Source organism: Janthinobacterium sp. DSP2-3-3 (assembly GCF_049897325.1).
GTDB lineage: Bacteria > Pseudomonadota > Gammaproteobacteria > Burkholderiales > Burkholderiaceae_D > Janthinobacterium.
The window spans coordinates 309,454-324,199 of the sequence record NZ_JAFCWA010000006.1 but is presented as its reverse complement, the minus strand read 5'-3'; the positions used below and the strand labels follow the sequence as shown (position 1 = coordinate 324,199).

Sequence of the window (14,746 nt, the reverse complement as noted above, 5' to 3'; positions counted from 1 at the left end):
CAAAACCTCTACGCATGCAGGGTGACCCTCTTGATTTCCGTGATGGTGGTGGCGCCCCGCTTGACCAGTTCCAGCGCCGCCAGGCGCAGGCTGCGCGTGCCGTTCGCATACGCTGCCGCCTTGATCTGGCGGATCGGTTTTTTATCGACGATCAGTTCTCGGATTTCATCGGTCAGCACGAGAATCTCGGCGATCGAGCGACGCCCCTTGTAGCCGGTACCGCGGCAGTCGCCGCAGCCCTTGCCCTGCTTGAATTCATAGCCTGCCACCTCGGCGCGCGCCAGGCCCACGCTGGCCAGCTCCAGATCGTCGGGCGTGTATTCGGTGGCGCAATGGGGGCAGTTGGTGCGGATCAGCCGCTGTGCCCAGATGCCGTTCAGGGCCGAGACGAACGCATACGGATCGATGCCCATGTGCGTGAAGCGGCCGAACACGTCAAAGACATTATTCGCATGCACGGTGGTGAGCACCAAATGCCCCGTGAGGGCCGACTGCACGGCGATTTCCGCCGTCTCGCGGTCGCGGATTTCGCCCACCATGATCTTGTCGGGGTCGTGGCGCAAGATCGAGCGCAATCCCTTGGCAAACGTCAGGCCCTTCTTTTCATTCACGGGTATCTGCAGGATGCCGGGCAGCTGGTATTCGACTGGATCTTCGATGGTGATGATCTTTTCGCGCCCGTTGTGGATTTCTGTCAGCGCCGCGTACAAGGTCGTGGTCTTGCCCGACCCCGTGGGACCGGTGACGAGCAGCATGCCATAGGCTTCCTGCGCCAGCGCGCGCAAGGCATGCAGCGATGGCGCGTCAAAGCCCAGCGCTTCCAGGGTCAAGGCGCCGTATGCCTCGATCATGGCGCGCTTGTCGAGGATGCGGATGACGGCGTCCTCGCCATGGATGCTGGGCATGATGGAGACGCGCAAATCGATTTCGCGCCCGCCCGACTCGACGCGGAAGCTGCCATCCTGCGGCACGCGGCGCTCGGCGATATCGAGTTCGGCCAGTACTTTCAGGCGCGAGATAATGTGCTCGGCCACTTCGATGCCGTTGACGGACGTGGCGTGATCGAGCACGCCGTCGACGCGGTACTTGACGGCCAGGCCGCCAGCCGTGCTTTCCAGGTGGATGTCCGAGGCGCCCGCCTTCAGCGCGTCATATAAGGTCGAGTTGACCAGCTTGACGGCGGGGCTGGCCGCTTCCGACACGCTGGCGAACGACAGCACGGCGGCCGTCTTGCCATCGCGCCGCGCGTCACTGGCGGCGCCGGGCAGCAGGCTGTCGACGGCGCGCGCCGATTCTTCCTGCTTCGACAGGTAGGCGGCGATGTCAGACTGTAGCGCCAGGCGGATGCACAAACCACCCTGCCCCGCGCGCGCGCCCAGCCAGGTTTGCAGATCGAGGTCGAACGGGTCGGCGATCACGCCCGCCAGCTGGCCGTCGCTGGCGCGCAGCAGCACGCAGTGGCGCGCCAGCGCCTGCGACAGCGGCAGCAGGTCGAAGGCGGGAGACAACGCCAGCATGTCGGCCGTTTCCAGCACGCCCAGGCCGAACGGGCGCGCCAGCTCGCGCACCACGGCGCGCGCTTCGATGCCGCTCAATTGCTGCAATTCCTCGACCAGGCTGCGCTTCGATTGCCGGCTCAGGGCGCGCGCGCGCTGCAGCAGCGCAGCGTCGATGGCCACGCTGGCCACGGTGGATTCGGCAGTAATGGGCATCATGAAATATCGCCGGCAAGGTCAAAGATGGGCATGTACAGCAGGATCACGATGGCGCCTACGACCAGGCCAATGGCAGCCATCAGCAAGGGTTCGAAAGTACGCGTAAAACGGTCGATCCAGCGGCTGATTTCGCCGTCGTAAAAGGCGGCCGACTGCGTCAGCATGGGCCCCATGTCGCCCGTGCGCTCGCCCACGCGCAGCATGCGCAGGGAAATCGGCGTGGTCAACTGGTGCTGTTCGAACGCCGACGACAGGGGCTGGCCCGACTCGATGGCGCCGCGCGCCCCCTGCAAGGACGTCTGCATGCCCGGCGAGACCATCGCCTGCACGGTGGTAATGGCTTGCACAATGGTGATGCCGCCCTCGGCCAGCATGCCCAGGGTCAGGTACAGGCGCGACAGTTCATAGATGCGCGCGCGTTCGCCGATGCCGGGCAGTTTCGCCAGCAGGCGCGCCACGCCGCCATGGCGCAGCACGCGCCGCACGGCCGTCAATACAACGCTGCCCGTGATAAGCAGCCCGAGCAACAGCAGCACACCGTGCTGCGTGACGAACTGGCCCCAGCTGAGCATGACTTGCGACATCCATGGCAAGTTACGCCCGGCGCCCTGGTAGACCTCGGCGAAACGGGGTACCACGTAACTGATCAGGAAGGCGCTGACACCGCCGCCCACGGCCAGCAGGATGGTGGGGTAGATGGCGGCGCTGACGATTTTGCCACGCACCGTATCGATGCGCTGCTGGTAGTCGATGTAGCGCGACAGCGCGCGCGGCAAGTCGCTGGTGCCCTCGGCCGCCTTGACGATGCCGATGTACAAAGGAGGAAACAGTTCGGCCTGCTCTGCCAGCACGGCGGAAAAGCGCTTGCCTTCACGCAAGCCTTCCAGCAGGCGCGTGAGCACGCTGCGCGTGGCTGGCGACGCTTCCTTTTCCAGCAAGGCTTCCAGCGCTTCGACGATGCCCAGGCCCGCTTGCAATAGCGCCAGCAATTCCTGGCTGAACAGCAGCAGGGGCAGCGCCCGCGCGCGCTGGCGCCCGGCAGCGCTGAACGGCGTGGCGCGCAATGGACGGATGGCGCTGACGAACAAGCCGCGCGCCTCGGCCTGGCGCCGCGCGTCGGCTTCGTCGCGGCCGTCGATCACGCACGTCTGCAAGGTAGTGACTGCCTGGTCCGTGGAAAGCGCGCGTACTTCAAACTGCATGATGGCTTGTCCGTAGGAAAAAGAATGGCGGTGGCGCTATTGCGAGCTGATGTCGGCGTTCTCGGCGCTACCGCCTGGCTGGCCATCCTTGCCCATCGAGACGATGTCATATTCGCCCTTGCTGCCGGGAGCACGGTATTGATAGGCATGGCCCCACGGGTCGAGCGGCACGGCTTTTTTCAGGTAGGGACCATTCCAGCGCGTGCCGGCAGCAGGCGGCGCGGCCAGCAGCGCGGCCAAACCCTCTTCCGTGGTGGGATAGCGCCCCACGTCGAGGCGGTAGGTGTCGAGCGATTTTTCAAACGCCTCGATCTGCGCCTTGGCCACTGTTACTTCCGATTTGCCCAATTGGGCGAAATATTTGGGGCCGACATAGGCCGCCAGCAAGCCGATGATCACGATCACGACCAACAGTTCGAGCAAGGTAAAGCCGCGCGCATGGCGCGTTGCCGCAAGGTTCTGCCTGTGTGCTGCATGCATCCGCTAACTCCTTATTGCCTACCTTCAATACATTGCGTCGCTGCGCGCGGCTGATGGCCATGCCCGGGCGACACGCGCTTGCCCGATGCTTATCAGCCTACCATGCCGCTTATGGTTAATACAATCTTTTGTTTGTACTGTGAACAACAAATTTCATGGGAAACCATCCAGTGTGCGCGAAACGGCCGGCGTGCCGCGCGCGCTTGGCTGACTGGTTAATTACTCAACTATTTTCAATGCGGAAACTATCTACTATTGGTTAGCAATTCATAGTGAGTGATGAATTTTATTCATTCATTATTTGTAACTTTCAAATTAAATTTGCAAGAATATCAAACAATGGAATTGCCTCTTTTGCTATAGTAAAAATCAATTTTCTACGTATTGGTCTCAGCCGTCCACGCAGGAAAGAGCACCCAGACGCAAAACATATTGCATCCTACATAATCACCAAGGGAAAATTTATGACTCGTATTGTGCATTCGAAGGCAGCTTTCGCAGCAAGTCCCTTCTCCGCCAAGCAGTTGACTGGCGCCGCCATCCTGACCCTGTCCGCTGTCTGTGCCCCAGCCGCCATCGCGGACGTGATCAATTTTGATAATCTGGATAGCCAGTTCGTCGGCCATGGCGACGCTCTGGAAATCGGAAAATTCCTGCTGACGGGCGCGTCGAATGTCGCCGGCGCCAATTATGGCGATCTGGTCGGCGCGGTGTTCGACGGCACGGATCCGGCCGCCTGCGGCATGGCGTGCCCGAGCAACAATACGAGCAATTACTATGCCTCGCTCAACGACGGCATCGTCTACCTCGATCCACTGAACCCGGGCGGCAGCGTCAGCCTGCAAGGCTTCGACGCCAGCTTCATCGGCTACGCCCAGGGCATCACCTATCCGGCGGTGGCGGGACTGTTACGCGTGCAAGGCTTCTATGCTGACGGGTCTTCCCTGTATGAAACATACCAGCTGGGCGGCCCCATCGGCGGCAACTTCCAGTTCCAGCACTACAACACCAGCGCCAGCTTCGGTAGCCAGCAATTCGCCTCGCTGGCCTTCTTCGGTTTCACTTGCAACACGGCCGGCAGTTGCAACGCCTTCAGCACCAACAAGGGCCAGTTTGCGCTCGACAATATCGTCGCCTCGGTACCTGAGCCATCGACCTACGCGATGCTGCTGCTGGGCCTGGCAGGCATCGGTTTCGCGGCGCGCCGCCGCCAGCAAGCCTGATTTGCCCCTTTCGATTCCCGCTACCGCCACCAGGAAACCCCACATGACATTCCGTCCCGCCTTGCGCCCCATTTCGCTCGCCGTGCTGAGCCTGTTTGCCAGCCTGAGCTTCCAGGCCCACGCCGACGACCTGCGCCGTCCCTACATCGTGCAGCTGACCGACAAACCGATCGCCTCCTACACCGGCGCGGTGGAAGGCCTGGGCGCAACCCAGCCTGCCGCCGGCGGCCGCCTCGACCTGGCCAGCACGCAAGTGCAGCTGTACGGCGACTACCTTGACCAGAAACAGGCACGGGTACAAGCGCTCGTTGCCGCCGCGCCCGTGCAATACCAGTACAAGATCGTCCTCAACGGTTTCTCCGCCCTGCTGACCGACGCCGAAGTGCGCCAATTGCAAGCGAGCGGCGAAGTGGCCAGCATCGCCCCAGACGAACCGCGCACCCTGCAAACGAACTACACGCCAACCTTCCTGGGCCTGGACCAACCGGGCGGCCTGTGGAGCCAGCTGGGCGGCAAGCAGCATGCGGGCGAAGACATCATCATCGGCATCGTCGATGGCGGTGTGTGGCCGGAAAACCTGTCGTATGCGGACAAGGTCGACGCCAACGGCACCCCGACCTTCGACCCCAACGCTACCCTGGCATACGGCGCGGCGCCGGCCGCCTGGAAGGGCAGCTGCCAAGCGGGCGAAGGCTTTACGCAAGAGCACTGCAATAACAAGCTGCTTGGCGCGCAATACTTCAACGCCGTGCGCCTGACCGAGACCGACAAGATCCAGCACTGGAGCGAATTCACCTCGCCGCGCGACTCCGTTGGCGACCCCAGCGGTGAAGGCGGTCACGGCACGCACACCTCGTCCACCGCGGGCGGCAATGCGGGCGTGCCAGTCATCGTAGGCGGCGCGCCGCTGGGCGCGATTTCCGGCGTGGCGCCACGCGCCCGCCTGTCCGTCTACAAGGTGTGCTGGTCCTACAACCTGGCCACCCAGCCGACCGGCGCGAAAAACAGCTGCTACGGCGGCGACAGCGTGGCGGCAATTGAAAAAGCCGTGCAGGATGGCGTACACGTGATCAATTACTCGATCAGCGGTGGCGGCAGCGTCAACGACCCGGTCGAGCAAGCCTTCCTGCATGCCTCGAATGCCGGCGTTTTCGTTGCCGCTTCGGCCGGCAACGCGGGACCGGCGAATACGGTGGCCCACGTCAGCCCGTGGATCACCACGGTGGCAGCCTCGACACACAACCGCGCCAACCAGGCCAAGGTGACCTTGGGCAACGGCGCCAGCTACACGGGTGCCTCGCTCAACTACAACCCGCTGCCAGCAACAACCTTGATCCGCGCGCAAGACGCGGGCCTGCCTGGCGCTGATGCGCAAAAACTGGCACTGTGCTACCGCGCCGGCGACAACGGCGGCGTGGCCTTGCTGGATCCGGCCAAGGTCGCAGGCAAGGTCGTCAGCTGCCTGCGCGGCACCACGGCGCGCACCGACAAGGGCGTCGCCGTGCTGCAAGCGGGCGGTGCCGGCATGGTGTTGGTTGACACGGGCGTGGGCCTGGTATCCGACCCGCACGTGCTGCCGGCCGTGCACGTGAGCGCTGCAGATGGCGCGCTGATCAACGCCCAAGCACAAACTGGCGTAGCCACGGCGGCCATTTCGCGCTTCGTCACCAATGGCAACGGCCCCGCCGCGCCCGTGGTGGCGGACTTCTCGTCGCGCGGCCCGAACCTGTTCGATGCCAACCTGCTCAAGCCCGACGTCACGGCGCCTGGCGTGGACATCCTGGCCGGCGGCTCGCCTGCCCTGTCGCGCGCGCAGCGCGATGCCGTGCAGGATGGCAGCCTGGTGCCGGCGCAAGCCTACATCTTCCTGCAAGGCACCTCGATGGCCAGCCCGCATGTGGCCGGCCTGGCCGCCCTGCTGCGCCAGCAGCATCCTGACTGGAGCCCGGCCGCCATCAAATCGGCCCTGATGACCACCGGCAGCACCACCCTGCCCGACATCCAGGCAGGCGACGCGCGCGGCATCTTGCCATGGGGCCAGGGCGCCGGCCACGTGACGCCGAACAAAGCCACCGATCCGGGCCTCGTATATGACGCCAGCCTGGCTGACTACAAGAAATACATGTGCGGCGTCGGCATGACAGCTGAATGTGCGGGCGGCACCATTGCCGGCTACAACCTGAACGTGCCGTCCATCACCATCGGCAACGTGCTGGGCACGCAAACGGTGACGCGCCGCGTCACCAATGTGGGCAGCAGCAGCGCCACCTACACGGCCAGCGCCTCGGTCAGCGGTTACAGCGTGGCGGTGACGCCTGCCACCCTGGTACTGGCAGCGGGCGAAACCAAGTCCTTCAGCGTGACCCTGACGCGCACCACGGCGCCGGACAACGCCTGGCAGTACGGCGCGCTCGTGTGGAGCGACGGCGTGCACACAGTACGCAGCCCCGTCACGGCCCGCTCGGGCCGCGCGGTGCAGTCGCCGGCATTGCTGCAGGCCGACAAGGTCAGCGGCTTGCGTTCGCTGACCTTGTCCACCGGCTTTGCCGGCAAGGTCGGCGCGGCGACGGGCGGCCTGAAGGAAGTGGCCCGCAGCGCGCAAACCATCAGCCAGGCCGCGCCGGGCAGCGTGGAAACGCTGGCGCAGATGGCCACCGCCTGCAAGGCGGGTGGCAGCGGCGTGCGCGTGGTCAATGTGAGCATTCCCGCCAACACGGTGGTGGCGCGCTTCGAAACCTTCGACCGCGATACCAGCGAAGGCGCCGGCAATGACCTCGACTTGCTGCTACTCAACAGCGCTGGCGCGACCGTCGCCACCTCGGCCACGGCCGGCTCGAACGAGGCTATCACCGTGACCACCCCGGCGGCAGGCAGCTACAAGGTGTGCGTGATCGGCTACGAGCTGGCGAATGGCGCGTCGACCGGCTTCGGCCTGTCGTCGGCCGTCGTCACCACAGCCGACAAGGGCGGCAACCTGAAAGCCACGCTGCCAGGCAAGGTGTACGTGGGCGGCAGCGCCACGGCCGGCATCAGCTGGTCGGGGCTGGAAACGGGCAAGCGCTACCTGGGCGGCGTGGTCTTCCTTGATGGCAACAACGCCGCGGCGTCCACCACCGTACTGTCGGTGGAAACCAACAGCCCGTTGCCGTTGGCCGTCCCCAGCCTGCGCAACGTGAGAGCGGACGCCAAGCTGTAACGATATCGCTTCAAGCCGTAACACGGCGCGCCCTGCGGGGCGCGTTTTTTATGCGCGAGGCGCGTACAATCGGCGCATGGGCGGCTTGCATACGCCACGCGCCAAAGGAGCTTGCATGTCCGCATTTCGCCTCAGTATTGCCATCCTGGCCGGCATGGCCAGCATCCATGCACGGCCTGTCACGGCGCAGGCCGCTGCGGCGCGACTGTCCTATCTGGTGCAATTGCGCGCCCCACCGCTGGCCTCGCAAGCGGACGGCGTGCATGGGCTCGATACGAACAGCGACGCCACGCGGCGCTACACGGCCCAGTTGGAAGCGCAGCAGCGCGCCGTGCTGGCGCTGGTGCCGGACGCTACCGTGCAGTACCGCTACACAGTGACCTTCAACGGTTTTGCCGCCATGCTGACACGAGCCGAAGTGGCGCGCCTGCAAGCGAGCCCGGACGTGGCAAGGGTGTCGCTCGGCACCGTCGAACACACGCAAGATGTCGGCGGCAATGGCAATGAAACGATGCAGGCCGGGCCGCAGGACCAGCGCTAATGGCTGAGCAGGCGCAGCGCGATGCCGCGCGACACGGCCTGCATGCGGTTGCTCACGCCCAATAATTTGTAAATGCGCTGCAAATGGCTTTTCACGGTGGCGCCGCTGATGCCGAGGATTTGCCCGACCTCGTCATTGCTCTTCCCCTCGCGTACCCAATGCAGCACTTCCAGTTCGCGCGCACTGGCTGCGCGCCTGGCGCCCGGACCGGCCAGGGGCGCACGCTGGCTGCCTTGCAGCGCCAGCCAGTACACATGTAGATACGGCAGCAGCAATTCCAGCGCGTAGGCCTGGCGCGCTGCATCCACGCCCCCCATGGAGAAGAGGGCAAAAAAGCTGCCACCAGCCTCACCCACGCAGCCATGCACCAGCACGCTATCGATGACGGCCGCCTGCCGCCCGCCCGCGCGCCAGGCCAGCACCAGGCGCGCCAGCTGTCCATGGCGCTGGCGCAGCTGTGCGTGATCAGGCACGATACTGTGCCACGCTTCGCTGCGCAGCACGGCCCCGTCGACGCCCAGCTGCGCGCACATTAATATGTCGTGCGGCAACAGCGTTTGCAACGGCCCCTGGCTCCACAGAAAGAAATCGCCGGGCACGCCAATGCCATGCGCACCAAGTATGGCGTGCAGCAGGTATTCCTGTTCCCGCCCCGTCAGCAGCATCATGCGCACACGGCGGTATCGGTGGCATCGGTTGCCAGGTAGCGATAGCCGCTACCGCGCACGGTTACGATGCGGTGGCCGCAGCCGCCTGGCTGCAGCGCCTGCCGCAAGCGTCCCACGTGGGCGTCGACCGTGCGCTCGTCGAGATAGGCGGCGTGACCCCACACCTGGTCCAGAAGTTGCGCGCGGCTATGCACCGTGTCCGGATGGTCCATCAAAAAATGCAGCAGCTTGAATTCCACGCGGCCCAGGTTAACGGGCACGCTGCCGGCCGTCACGCGCTGGGTGCGCGGATCGAGCCGCAAGGCGCTAGCGCCAGCCGTGCCAGCGCGCAAGGCCGCTGGCGCGCGCCGGCGCAGCAACGCATGCACGCGGGCCAGCATTTCACGGGGACCGACAGGTTTACACAGATAATCGTCGGCACCGCTTTCCAGCGCCAGCACCTTGTCTTGCTCGCTGTCGCGCGCACTGACCATGATGATGGGCAAGTTGCACAGCACCTCATCCTGGCGCAGCTGGCGCAGCAGTGCGATGCCGGACGCATCCGGCAGCTCCCACTCCAGCAGCAGCACATCGGGCGGATCGGCCGCCAGCAGCGCCAGCGCACCGCGCGCGTCCAGGGCACAACTGACCCGGTAGCCCGCACCCACGAGGTTATGCGCCAGCAACGCCTGCATGACGGGCGCAGGGTCCAGCACCAGGATATGGCCAGGCATCGATGCATCTCCGGAAAAAAGTTGGCGGCAGTCCAGGAAAAACTAGACTGCTCGACACTTTTTAATATGCATCAAGCGTAAAACGCTGGCTAATACAATTTAGTTTCCTGATTTATAGCTATTTCAAATAAATAGACGAAAAAAAACACAGCGCCCCGCAGGCACGCTGTGTCCTGGCTAGAAAGACTATGCGCGTGTGAAAGGCTGGCGACGGCGCAGGGCAAAACCGATCAGCGCCAGGCCACCCGTCAGCATCATCCATTCCGACGCTTCCGGCACGGCCGAGATCGTTGCTATGCTGGCGTAGGTGCTGCCCGTAATGCTGGCGGGCAAGCCGCCGTTGAGCGGGGTCAGTTCGAATTGCAGCAAGTTGCCATTCGCATTGCCCAGGTAAGCCGTGCCGGTGTAGTCGAGCAAGCCCACGCCAAACGTCGTGCCTGCGTTGCCGGCCGTGTTCAGGAAGTCGCCGCCAAAGACAACGTTGAATCCGAATTTGCCGCCCAGGGTCACGTTGTGAAACCAGTCGTTGTAGGCGCCGCTATTGCCGAAGGTCAAGGTACCGGGCAAGCTGCCACTGACGTTGCCGTCCTGTGATGCCAGCGCGCCAAATGCGCCCGAGAAATTGCTGAGCACGGCACTGGCGCCAGGTGCAGGACTGTTGCCGGCGATAAAGGCAAAATCGAGGAAACCGGCGCCCGAAAACTGGCTGGTGTCGATTTCCACGCGGTAGGCGAGCGGGTCCGCCAGCGCCAGGCTGCTGCTGGCGGCGAGCACGGCGGCCAGCACGGCACGGCGCAGGGTCAGGTTGAGGTTCTGTGCAAACATGGTCGTATCCTTAGAAGTTGCCGGCAAAGATGCTGGCGGAATAATTGATCGTCACTTTCGACGGATTGGTGAAACTGACGGCAAACGAGGCTGTCGCGCCAGGCGCCAGGCTGGCAGCGTTGACGGTGACATACGCGGCGCCCGCACGGCTGCCAGTGGCATTGGCCAGGGTCACGCCGGCCGGCAAGCCGCCGAACACGACCTGGAACGGGCCGCTGATGGCCGCCGTGCCCGTGTTCGTGAAGGCGAACGTGCCCGTGTACTTTTGCGTCGCGCGGTTGAACGTCAGGCCTGAGCTGGCAGTCGAGACGGCAGCCGTGATGTCGCGGTAGGCGGGTTGCAAGTCCAGGCTGATGACGACGGGGTCGTGGTCCGAGGCGCGATAGGGCAAGGCGTTGTACAAGTCTTGCGGTTTGGCCGAGTCGATGTTGTAGTCGATCACTTCCGGCTCGTCCGCATTGACATGCCACTCGGCCACGCCGGCTACTTGCGGGCTCAGCGAAGCGCTGGCCAGCGCATGGTCGAGGTAGCCGCTCTGGCCGCCGAATACGTACGAGTACGGCATGCCGGATGGCCGCACGAAACGCTCGAGTTCATTGACGAAGCCGGCGCCCGTGATGACCTGGATCGGATCTTCCGCGCCATACGAATTGAGGTCGCCGATGACCAGCACGTCCGCGTCGCCGGCAGCGGCCGCCACCTGGGGCACGAAGCTGCCCACCAGGCGCTGGGCTTGCCGTACGCGGGTGGCGTTCCAGCAGCTCTGGCTATCGTTCTGATCAGCGTCCAGCCCGCTCGACGGGCAACTGCCCTTCGATTTCAAGTGATTGACGACCAGCGAGAATTTCTCGCCATTGGCAGCGCGGAAAGTTTGCGCCATGGGAGGACGGTTGTTGACGGCGTTGGCGTCCGACAAGGCGCCGCCCACCAGGCCCAGCTTGGATGGCTTGTAGATCATGGCCACGCGGATGGCGTCCGTGCCCGTAGCGGCCGGTTTCGGCACCACGGCATACGTGACGCCGCCGATGGCAGCGTTGAGCTGCTCGACCAGGTAAGTGACGGCCGTCTCGCCATTGTTCTGGATTTCCATCAAGCCCACCACGTCGGCGTCGATGGCTTTCAGCTCGGCCACGATCTTGTCGCGCTGGCGCACGAACTCGGCCAGGTTGTCGGCGCCGCGGCAGTTCGACTTGGTGGTCGAGGCGCCCACGGTGCAGCCCTGCCCCGTCTGGCCAAAGATATTGTTGCCATTAGTAAAGGTCGTAAAGAAATTCAACACGTTGGCGCTGGCTACCTTGACATTGCCTGATGGCAGTTCCGGGCTGCCCATGCGCGGGTTGTCGCGCGAGAATTGCGGCGTCTGCGTCGGCTGCAATTTATATGCGGCCCCGCCACCGCCGATGGCGCCAAAGTCCACCACGCCCGTCAGGTCGGCCAGCGTATCGCCGCTGCGCACGGTGTTATCCTGGCCGATGTACGGTATCGTTGCCGGAGCAACAAAGATGCCATCATCGAGCACGATCAGGTTGTTCGCATTGGCGGCGATCAAGGCTTGCGCCTCGGCGGAGCTAGCCGGATGGCGGTTGGTCGGCACTTCGCGCCGTCCCGCCGACAGGCTCAATTCGCCGCGCGCGCCCAGGTAGGCGTTTTGCGACACGGTCAACGGTTGCGTGAAGCGCACCAGCATGCCTTCCACGGCGGCCAGCTTGTCGTTCGGCAAGGTCACATTCGTGGGCACGATGCTGTGGCCCGCGCTTTGCGTGAGGATGGCCGTCACGTCCTTCAATTCCGTATAGGAATTTTTCGCGCCCGAGGGCGTGTATTCGACCACCGTGCCCGTCACACGCACCAGCTCGCCCGGCTGCACGGTGGTAGCCGTCGCGCCCGTGTACACAAAAATACCGTCCGACGTGGACGAATCGCCATCGCCGGCCGCATCCTGGATAAAGAAGCCGGTGCCCACTTTCAGCGTCACCACGCCCTGCGTCGTTTGCACGGAATTGGCGTACGGGCTAGCCGCGCCCGCTCCCTGGATTTGCGGAATCGTGTGGCTGACGGCGGCCAGGCCTTGCACGGCGACATCGATCTTGCAGCTGGCACTTTGCTGCTGGTCGTTGCTGAAGTTCACGACGACAGGATAAATACCCACCGGCACGCCGGCAGCCACCAGCAGGCTCACGCTGGCGCTCTCGCCCGCAACGCCGGCGGCGCTGAAATTGGCCAGGCTGATGCCGGCCACGGCCGGCGAGCTCAAGGTAGAGGAATTCACCATGCCATCGACATCGGCGGCGCGCAGCACGGCGCTGCCGCCATTGCCTACGGCCAAAGCCAGGTTGGCCGGGCAGCTGGTAATGATCTGGTGCACCACGGGGCCGCCACAGACATTCAGCGGCGAAGCCGTATTGCGCGGCGTCACGCTGCCGCTGGCAAAGTCGGCGCCATTGTCGTCCGTATCGCCGCAGCCGCCATTCGCGCGCAAGATCGATACCGTATTCGACGGCGCGGGCGCTACGCTGCCTTCGAAGCCGTTGGCCGTGCCGAAACCGACCAGGTCGACGACGGCGGTGCCCGTTGGCGCCGCTCCCACTTGCGCCGTCTTACTATTGCTCAGCAACACTTTGCCCGTCGTGCCCGACATGGTCAGGCCGCCCGTGGCGTCCGGCGCAGGCAAGTCCAGCGTGCCGCCCGTACCCTTGGCTTGCTGGACCAGCAAATACTGGCCAGGTTGCAAATCGATAGCCGGCAAGGCCGTGACGGCCCAGCTCGTTCCGCCGGCCGCGCCGTATTGCACGCTCCAATTGCTCAGGTTCACGGCGCTGGCGCCGCGGTTGAACAGTTCGATGAAATCGTTGCGATACAACGCGCCGTTATTGCCGCCACCGCCATATACCTGGCTGATGACGATATCGGAAGCAGCCAGAGCCGGCACGGAGAGACTGGCCAGCAGGGTGGCCATGACGGTCAGGCGCAGCGGCGTGCGCAAGGGGGAAAACGAGGTGTGCATGAGAATCCCGGTCGGTAAATAAATGACGCCGGTCCCACATGATCGGCCGGCGCGCCACAATTAACAAAAGTATTTCAGACTTGTTATTTGCATATTAAAGGCATGGGATGACGACTTGATGACATTTGATTAAGCCGAATGGAGTAAAAGTCCATCCTCTCATCCTTCATGCAAGTAGCCAATCAACAACATTTGACTTTCGAACTTCAGCAAGAACAGCAAATTGCTCAAAAATATGATATATTTCTATTAAATAAGTTTTATTCCTTGCAAGTTTGCAAAGCTTGCCCAGTCAGTAGCAACACGCCAGTAAATAGTTATGCAAAGGGCCCAGTCCACGCCCTGCGCCACGCATAATTCGATGCGCTATTTGAATGTACTGCTAATTTTATTGCGTCGAGACCATGGAGCGCACAGCGCCCTGTCGGCATGAAAAACCCTAGCGAGATCAAACCATGAAAAAATTCACCCCCTCCCTCCACCTATCCCTGCTGGCCATTGCCGCCACCCTGGTATTGAGCGCAGGTTCCGCGGCTGCGCAAACAGCGGCTCCAGCCGCTGCGGACCACAAACGCTGCGAAGCAAACGATGCCGGCACCAATGGCAATGCCAGTGAGGCGGACATGAACAGCACATATAGCGCTTGCCGTTTGGCAAATGGTGCCATCGGCATGGGTTGGCGAACCAACGACGGCAAAGGATCCACGCCTGATTTCAGTGGTGAGGAATCTTCGCAAGTATTGCGCAAGCCGCATTTCGACAGTCGCGGCCATGATTTGAGCCAGTTCGATACGGATTCCCGCACTCGCACCAAGGGCCTGGGAAGAGGCGTCAAGCAAGATGGTTTTAACTATAGTTCGGGTACGCGCGATTTTGTTGCGCAGGAAAGACTGGAACCGTTTAGCGGCGGCGAAGGCTATCGTGGTATGGGACGGGCGATGCCGGAGCAGTATGCGCCACTGCTGACGTCCTCCGACACGGCCCTTCCCGCGGCAGCTGGCGGCGGTGGCGTTGGCTCCGGTGGTGCTGGTGGTGGCATCGAAGGCCGTGGCATTACTCCCAACACCATATTGCCGCCGGTACTGGCCGTTCCTGAACCGGAAACCTATGCCATGCTGCTGGCCGGCCTGGGAATGGTGACCTTCATGGGACGCCGAAAACGCACTGCTAAAACCTAAT

Annotated in this window: 11 protein-coding genes; 4 read left to right on the top strand and 7 right to left on the bottom strand. The window is 63.4% G+C overall.

What is annotated here, in order from left to right:
- Nucleotides 1-8: 8 nt before the first annotated feature.
- Genes ACP7DE_RS14840 through gspG form a run of 3 tightly spaced genes read right to left on the bottom strand, consistent with a single transcriptional unit; the run spans nucleotide 9 to nucleotide 3,397 of the window.
- Nucleotides 9-1,715 (bottom strand): GspE/PulE family protein, encoded by a 1,707-nt coding sequence (locus ACP7DE_RS14840; protein WP_426072814.1) that lies wholly within the window; start codon nucleotides 1,713-1,715, stop codon nucleotides 9-11.
- On the bottom strand, nucleotides 1,712-2,917 hold the full coding sequence (locus tag ACP7DE_RS14835) for a type II secretion system F family protein (protein ID WP_426072813.1): 1,206 nt from the start codon (nucleotides 2,915-2,917) through the stop codon (nucleotides 1,712-1,714). The genes ACP7DE_RS14840 and ACP7DE_RS14835 overlap by 4 nt, the downstream gene beginning before the upstream one ends.
- A 36-nt stretch (nucleotides 2,918-2,953) precedes the next feature.
- Complete coding sequence (gene gspG / locus ACP7DE_RS14830) at nucleotides 2,954-3,397, bottom strand: type II secretion system major pseudopilin GspG (protein WP_426072812.1); 444 nt, start codon at nucleotides 3,395-3,397, stop codon at nucleotides 2,954-2,956.
- Between the two features lie 464 nt (nucleotides 3,398-3,861).
- On the opposite strand from gspG, the gene ACP7DE_RS14825 reads away from it, so the two are divergent.
- The 3 genes from ACP7DE_RS14825 to ACP7DE_RS14815 all read left to right on the top strand — a co-directional run bounded on the left by ACP7DE_RS14825 (nucleotide 3,862) and on the right by ACP7DE_RS14815 (nucleotide 8,357).
- Nucleotides 3,862-4,620, top strand: a complete 759-nt coding sequence (locus tag ACP7DE_RS14825; protein WP_426072811.1) for an NF038120 family PEP-CTERM protein — start codon at nucleotides 3,862-3,864, stop codon at nucleotides 4,618-4,620.
- A gap of 43 nt (nucleotides 4,621-4,663) precedes the next feature.
- Nucleotides 4,664-7,816: a S8 family peptidase gene (locus ACP7DE_RS14820; protein ID WP_426072810.1), complete on the top strand. Its 3,153-nt coding sequence runs from the start codon at nucleotides 4,664-4,666 to the stop codon at nucleotides 7,814-7,816.
- Nucleotides 7,817-7,931: 115 nt separating this feature from the next.
- Nucleotides 7,932-8,357 carry a protease inhibitor I9 family protein gene (locus ACP7DE_RS14815; protein ID WP_426072809.1) on the top strand — a complete coding sequence of 142 codons (426 nt, stop codon included), beginning with the start codon at nucleotides 7,932-7,934 and terminating at the stop codon, nucleotides 8,355-8,357.
- On the opposite strand, the gene ACP7DE_RS14810 is transcribed toward ACP7DE_RS14815, so the two are convergent.
- The 4 genes from ACP7DE_RS14810 to ACP7DE_RS14795 all read right to left on the bottom strand — a co-directional run bounded on the left by ACP7DE_RS14810 (nucleotide 8,354) and on the right by ACP7DE_RS14795 (nucleotide 13,567).
- Entirely contained in the window at nucleotides 8,354-9,025 is a 672-nt protein-coding gene (locus tag ACP7DE_RS14810; protein WP_426072808.1) for a LuxR C-terminal-related transcriptional regulator, read from the bottom strand. The two genes, ACP7DE_RS14815 and ACP7DE_RS14810, sit on opposite strands and share 4 nt — an antisense overlap.
- Nucleotides 9,022-9,738 carry a winged helix-turn-helix domain-containing protein gene (locus ACP7DE_RS14805; protein ID WP_426072807.1) on the bottom strand — a complete coding sequence of 239 codons (717 nt, stop codon included), beginning with the start codon at nucleotides 9,736-9,738 and terminating at the stop codon, nucleotides 9,022-9,024. Before ACP7DE_RS14805 ends, ACP7DE_RS14810 begins: the two co-directional genes overlap by 4 nt.
- A gap of 186 nt (nucleotides 9,739-9,924) precedes the next feature.
- On the bottom strand, nucleotides 9,925-10,563 hold the full coding sequence (locus ACP7DE_RS14800; protein WP_426072806.1) for an NF038129 family PEP-CTERM protein: 639 nt from the start codon (nucleotides 10,561-10,563) through the stop codon (nucleotides 9,925-9,927).
- A 10-nt stretch (nucleotides 10,564-10,573) separates the two neighbouring features.
- Complete coding sequence (locus tag ACP7DE_RS14795) at nucleotides 10,574-13,567, bottom strand: ExeM/NucH family extracellular endonuclease (RefSeq protein WP_426072805.1); 2,994 nt, start codon at nucleotides 13,565-13,567, stop codon at nucleotides 10,574-10,576.
- A gap of 455 nt (nucleotides 13,568-14,022) precedes the next feature.
- Between ACP7DE_RS14795 and ACP7DE_RS14790 the strand changes: the two genes are divergently transcribed.
- Complete coding sequence (locus ACP7DE_RS14790) at nucleotides 14,023-14,745, top strand: PEP-CTERM sorting domain-containing protein (RefSeq protein WP_426072804.1); 723 nt, start codon at nucleotides 14,023-14,025, stop codon at nucleotides 14,743-14,745.
- Nucleotide 14,746: the final 1 nt, after the last annotated feature.

What these genes read in the sequence shown, in the direction of transcription:
- ACP7DE_RS14840 (WP_426072814.1), bottom strand. Translation starts at nt 1,715, where the DNA reads ATGATGCCCATTACTGCCGAATCCACCGTGGCCAGCGTGGCCATCGAC.
- ACP7DE_RS14835 (WP_426072813.1), bottom strand. Translation starts at nt 2,917, where the DNA reads ATGCAGTTTGAAGTACGCGCGCTTTCCACGGACCAGGCAGTCACTACC.
- gspG (WP_426072812.1), bottom strand. Translation starts at nt 3,397, where the DNA reads ATGCATGCAGCACACAGGCAGAACCTTGCGGCAACGCGCCATGCGCGC.
- ACP7DE_RS14825 (WP_426072811.1), top strand. Translation starts at nt 3,862, where the DNA reads ATGACTCGTATTGTGCATTCGAAGGCAGCTTTCGCAGCAAGTCCCTTC.
- ACP7DE_RS14820 (WP_426072810.1), top strand. Translation starts at nt 4,664, where the DNA reads ATGACATTCCGTCCCGCCTTGCGCCCCATTTCGCTCGCCGTGCTGAGC.
- ACP7DE_RS14815 (WP_426072809.1), top strand. Translation starts at nt 7,932, where the DNA reads ATGTCCGCATTTCGCCTCAGTATTGCCATCCTGGCCGGCATGGCCAGC.
- ACP7DE_RS14810 (WP_426072808.1), bottom strand. Translation starts at nt 9,025, where the DNA reads ATGATGCTGCTGACGGGGCGGGAACAGGAATACCTGCTGCACGCCATA.
- ACP7DE_RS14805 (WP_426072807.1), bottom strand. Translation starts at nt 9,738, where the DNA reads ATGCCTGGCCATATCCTGGTGCTGGACCCTGCGCCCGTCATGCAGGCG.
- ACP7DE_RS14800 (WP_426072806.1), bottom strand. Translation starts at nt 10,563, where the DNA reads ATGTTTGCACAGAACCTCAACCTGACCCTGCGCCGTGCCGTGCTGGCC.
- ACP7DE_RS14795 (WP_426072805.1), bottom strand. Translation starts at nt 13,567, where the DNA reads ATGCACACCTCGTTTTCCCCCTTGCGCACGCCGCTGCGCCTGACCGTC.
- ACP7DE_RS14790 (WP_426072804.1), top strand. Translation starts at nt 14,023, where the DNA reads ATGAAAAAATTCACCCCCTCCCTCCACCTATCCCTGCTGGCCATTGCC.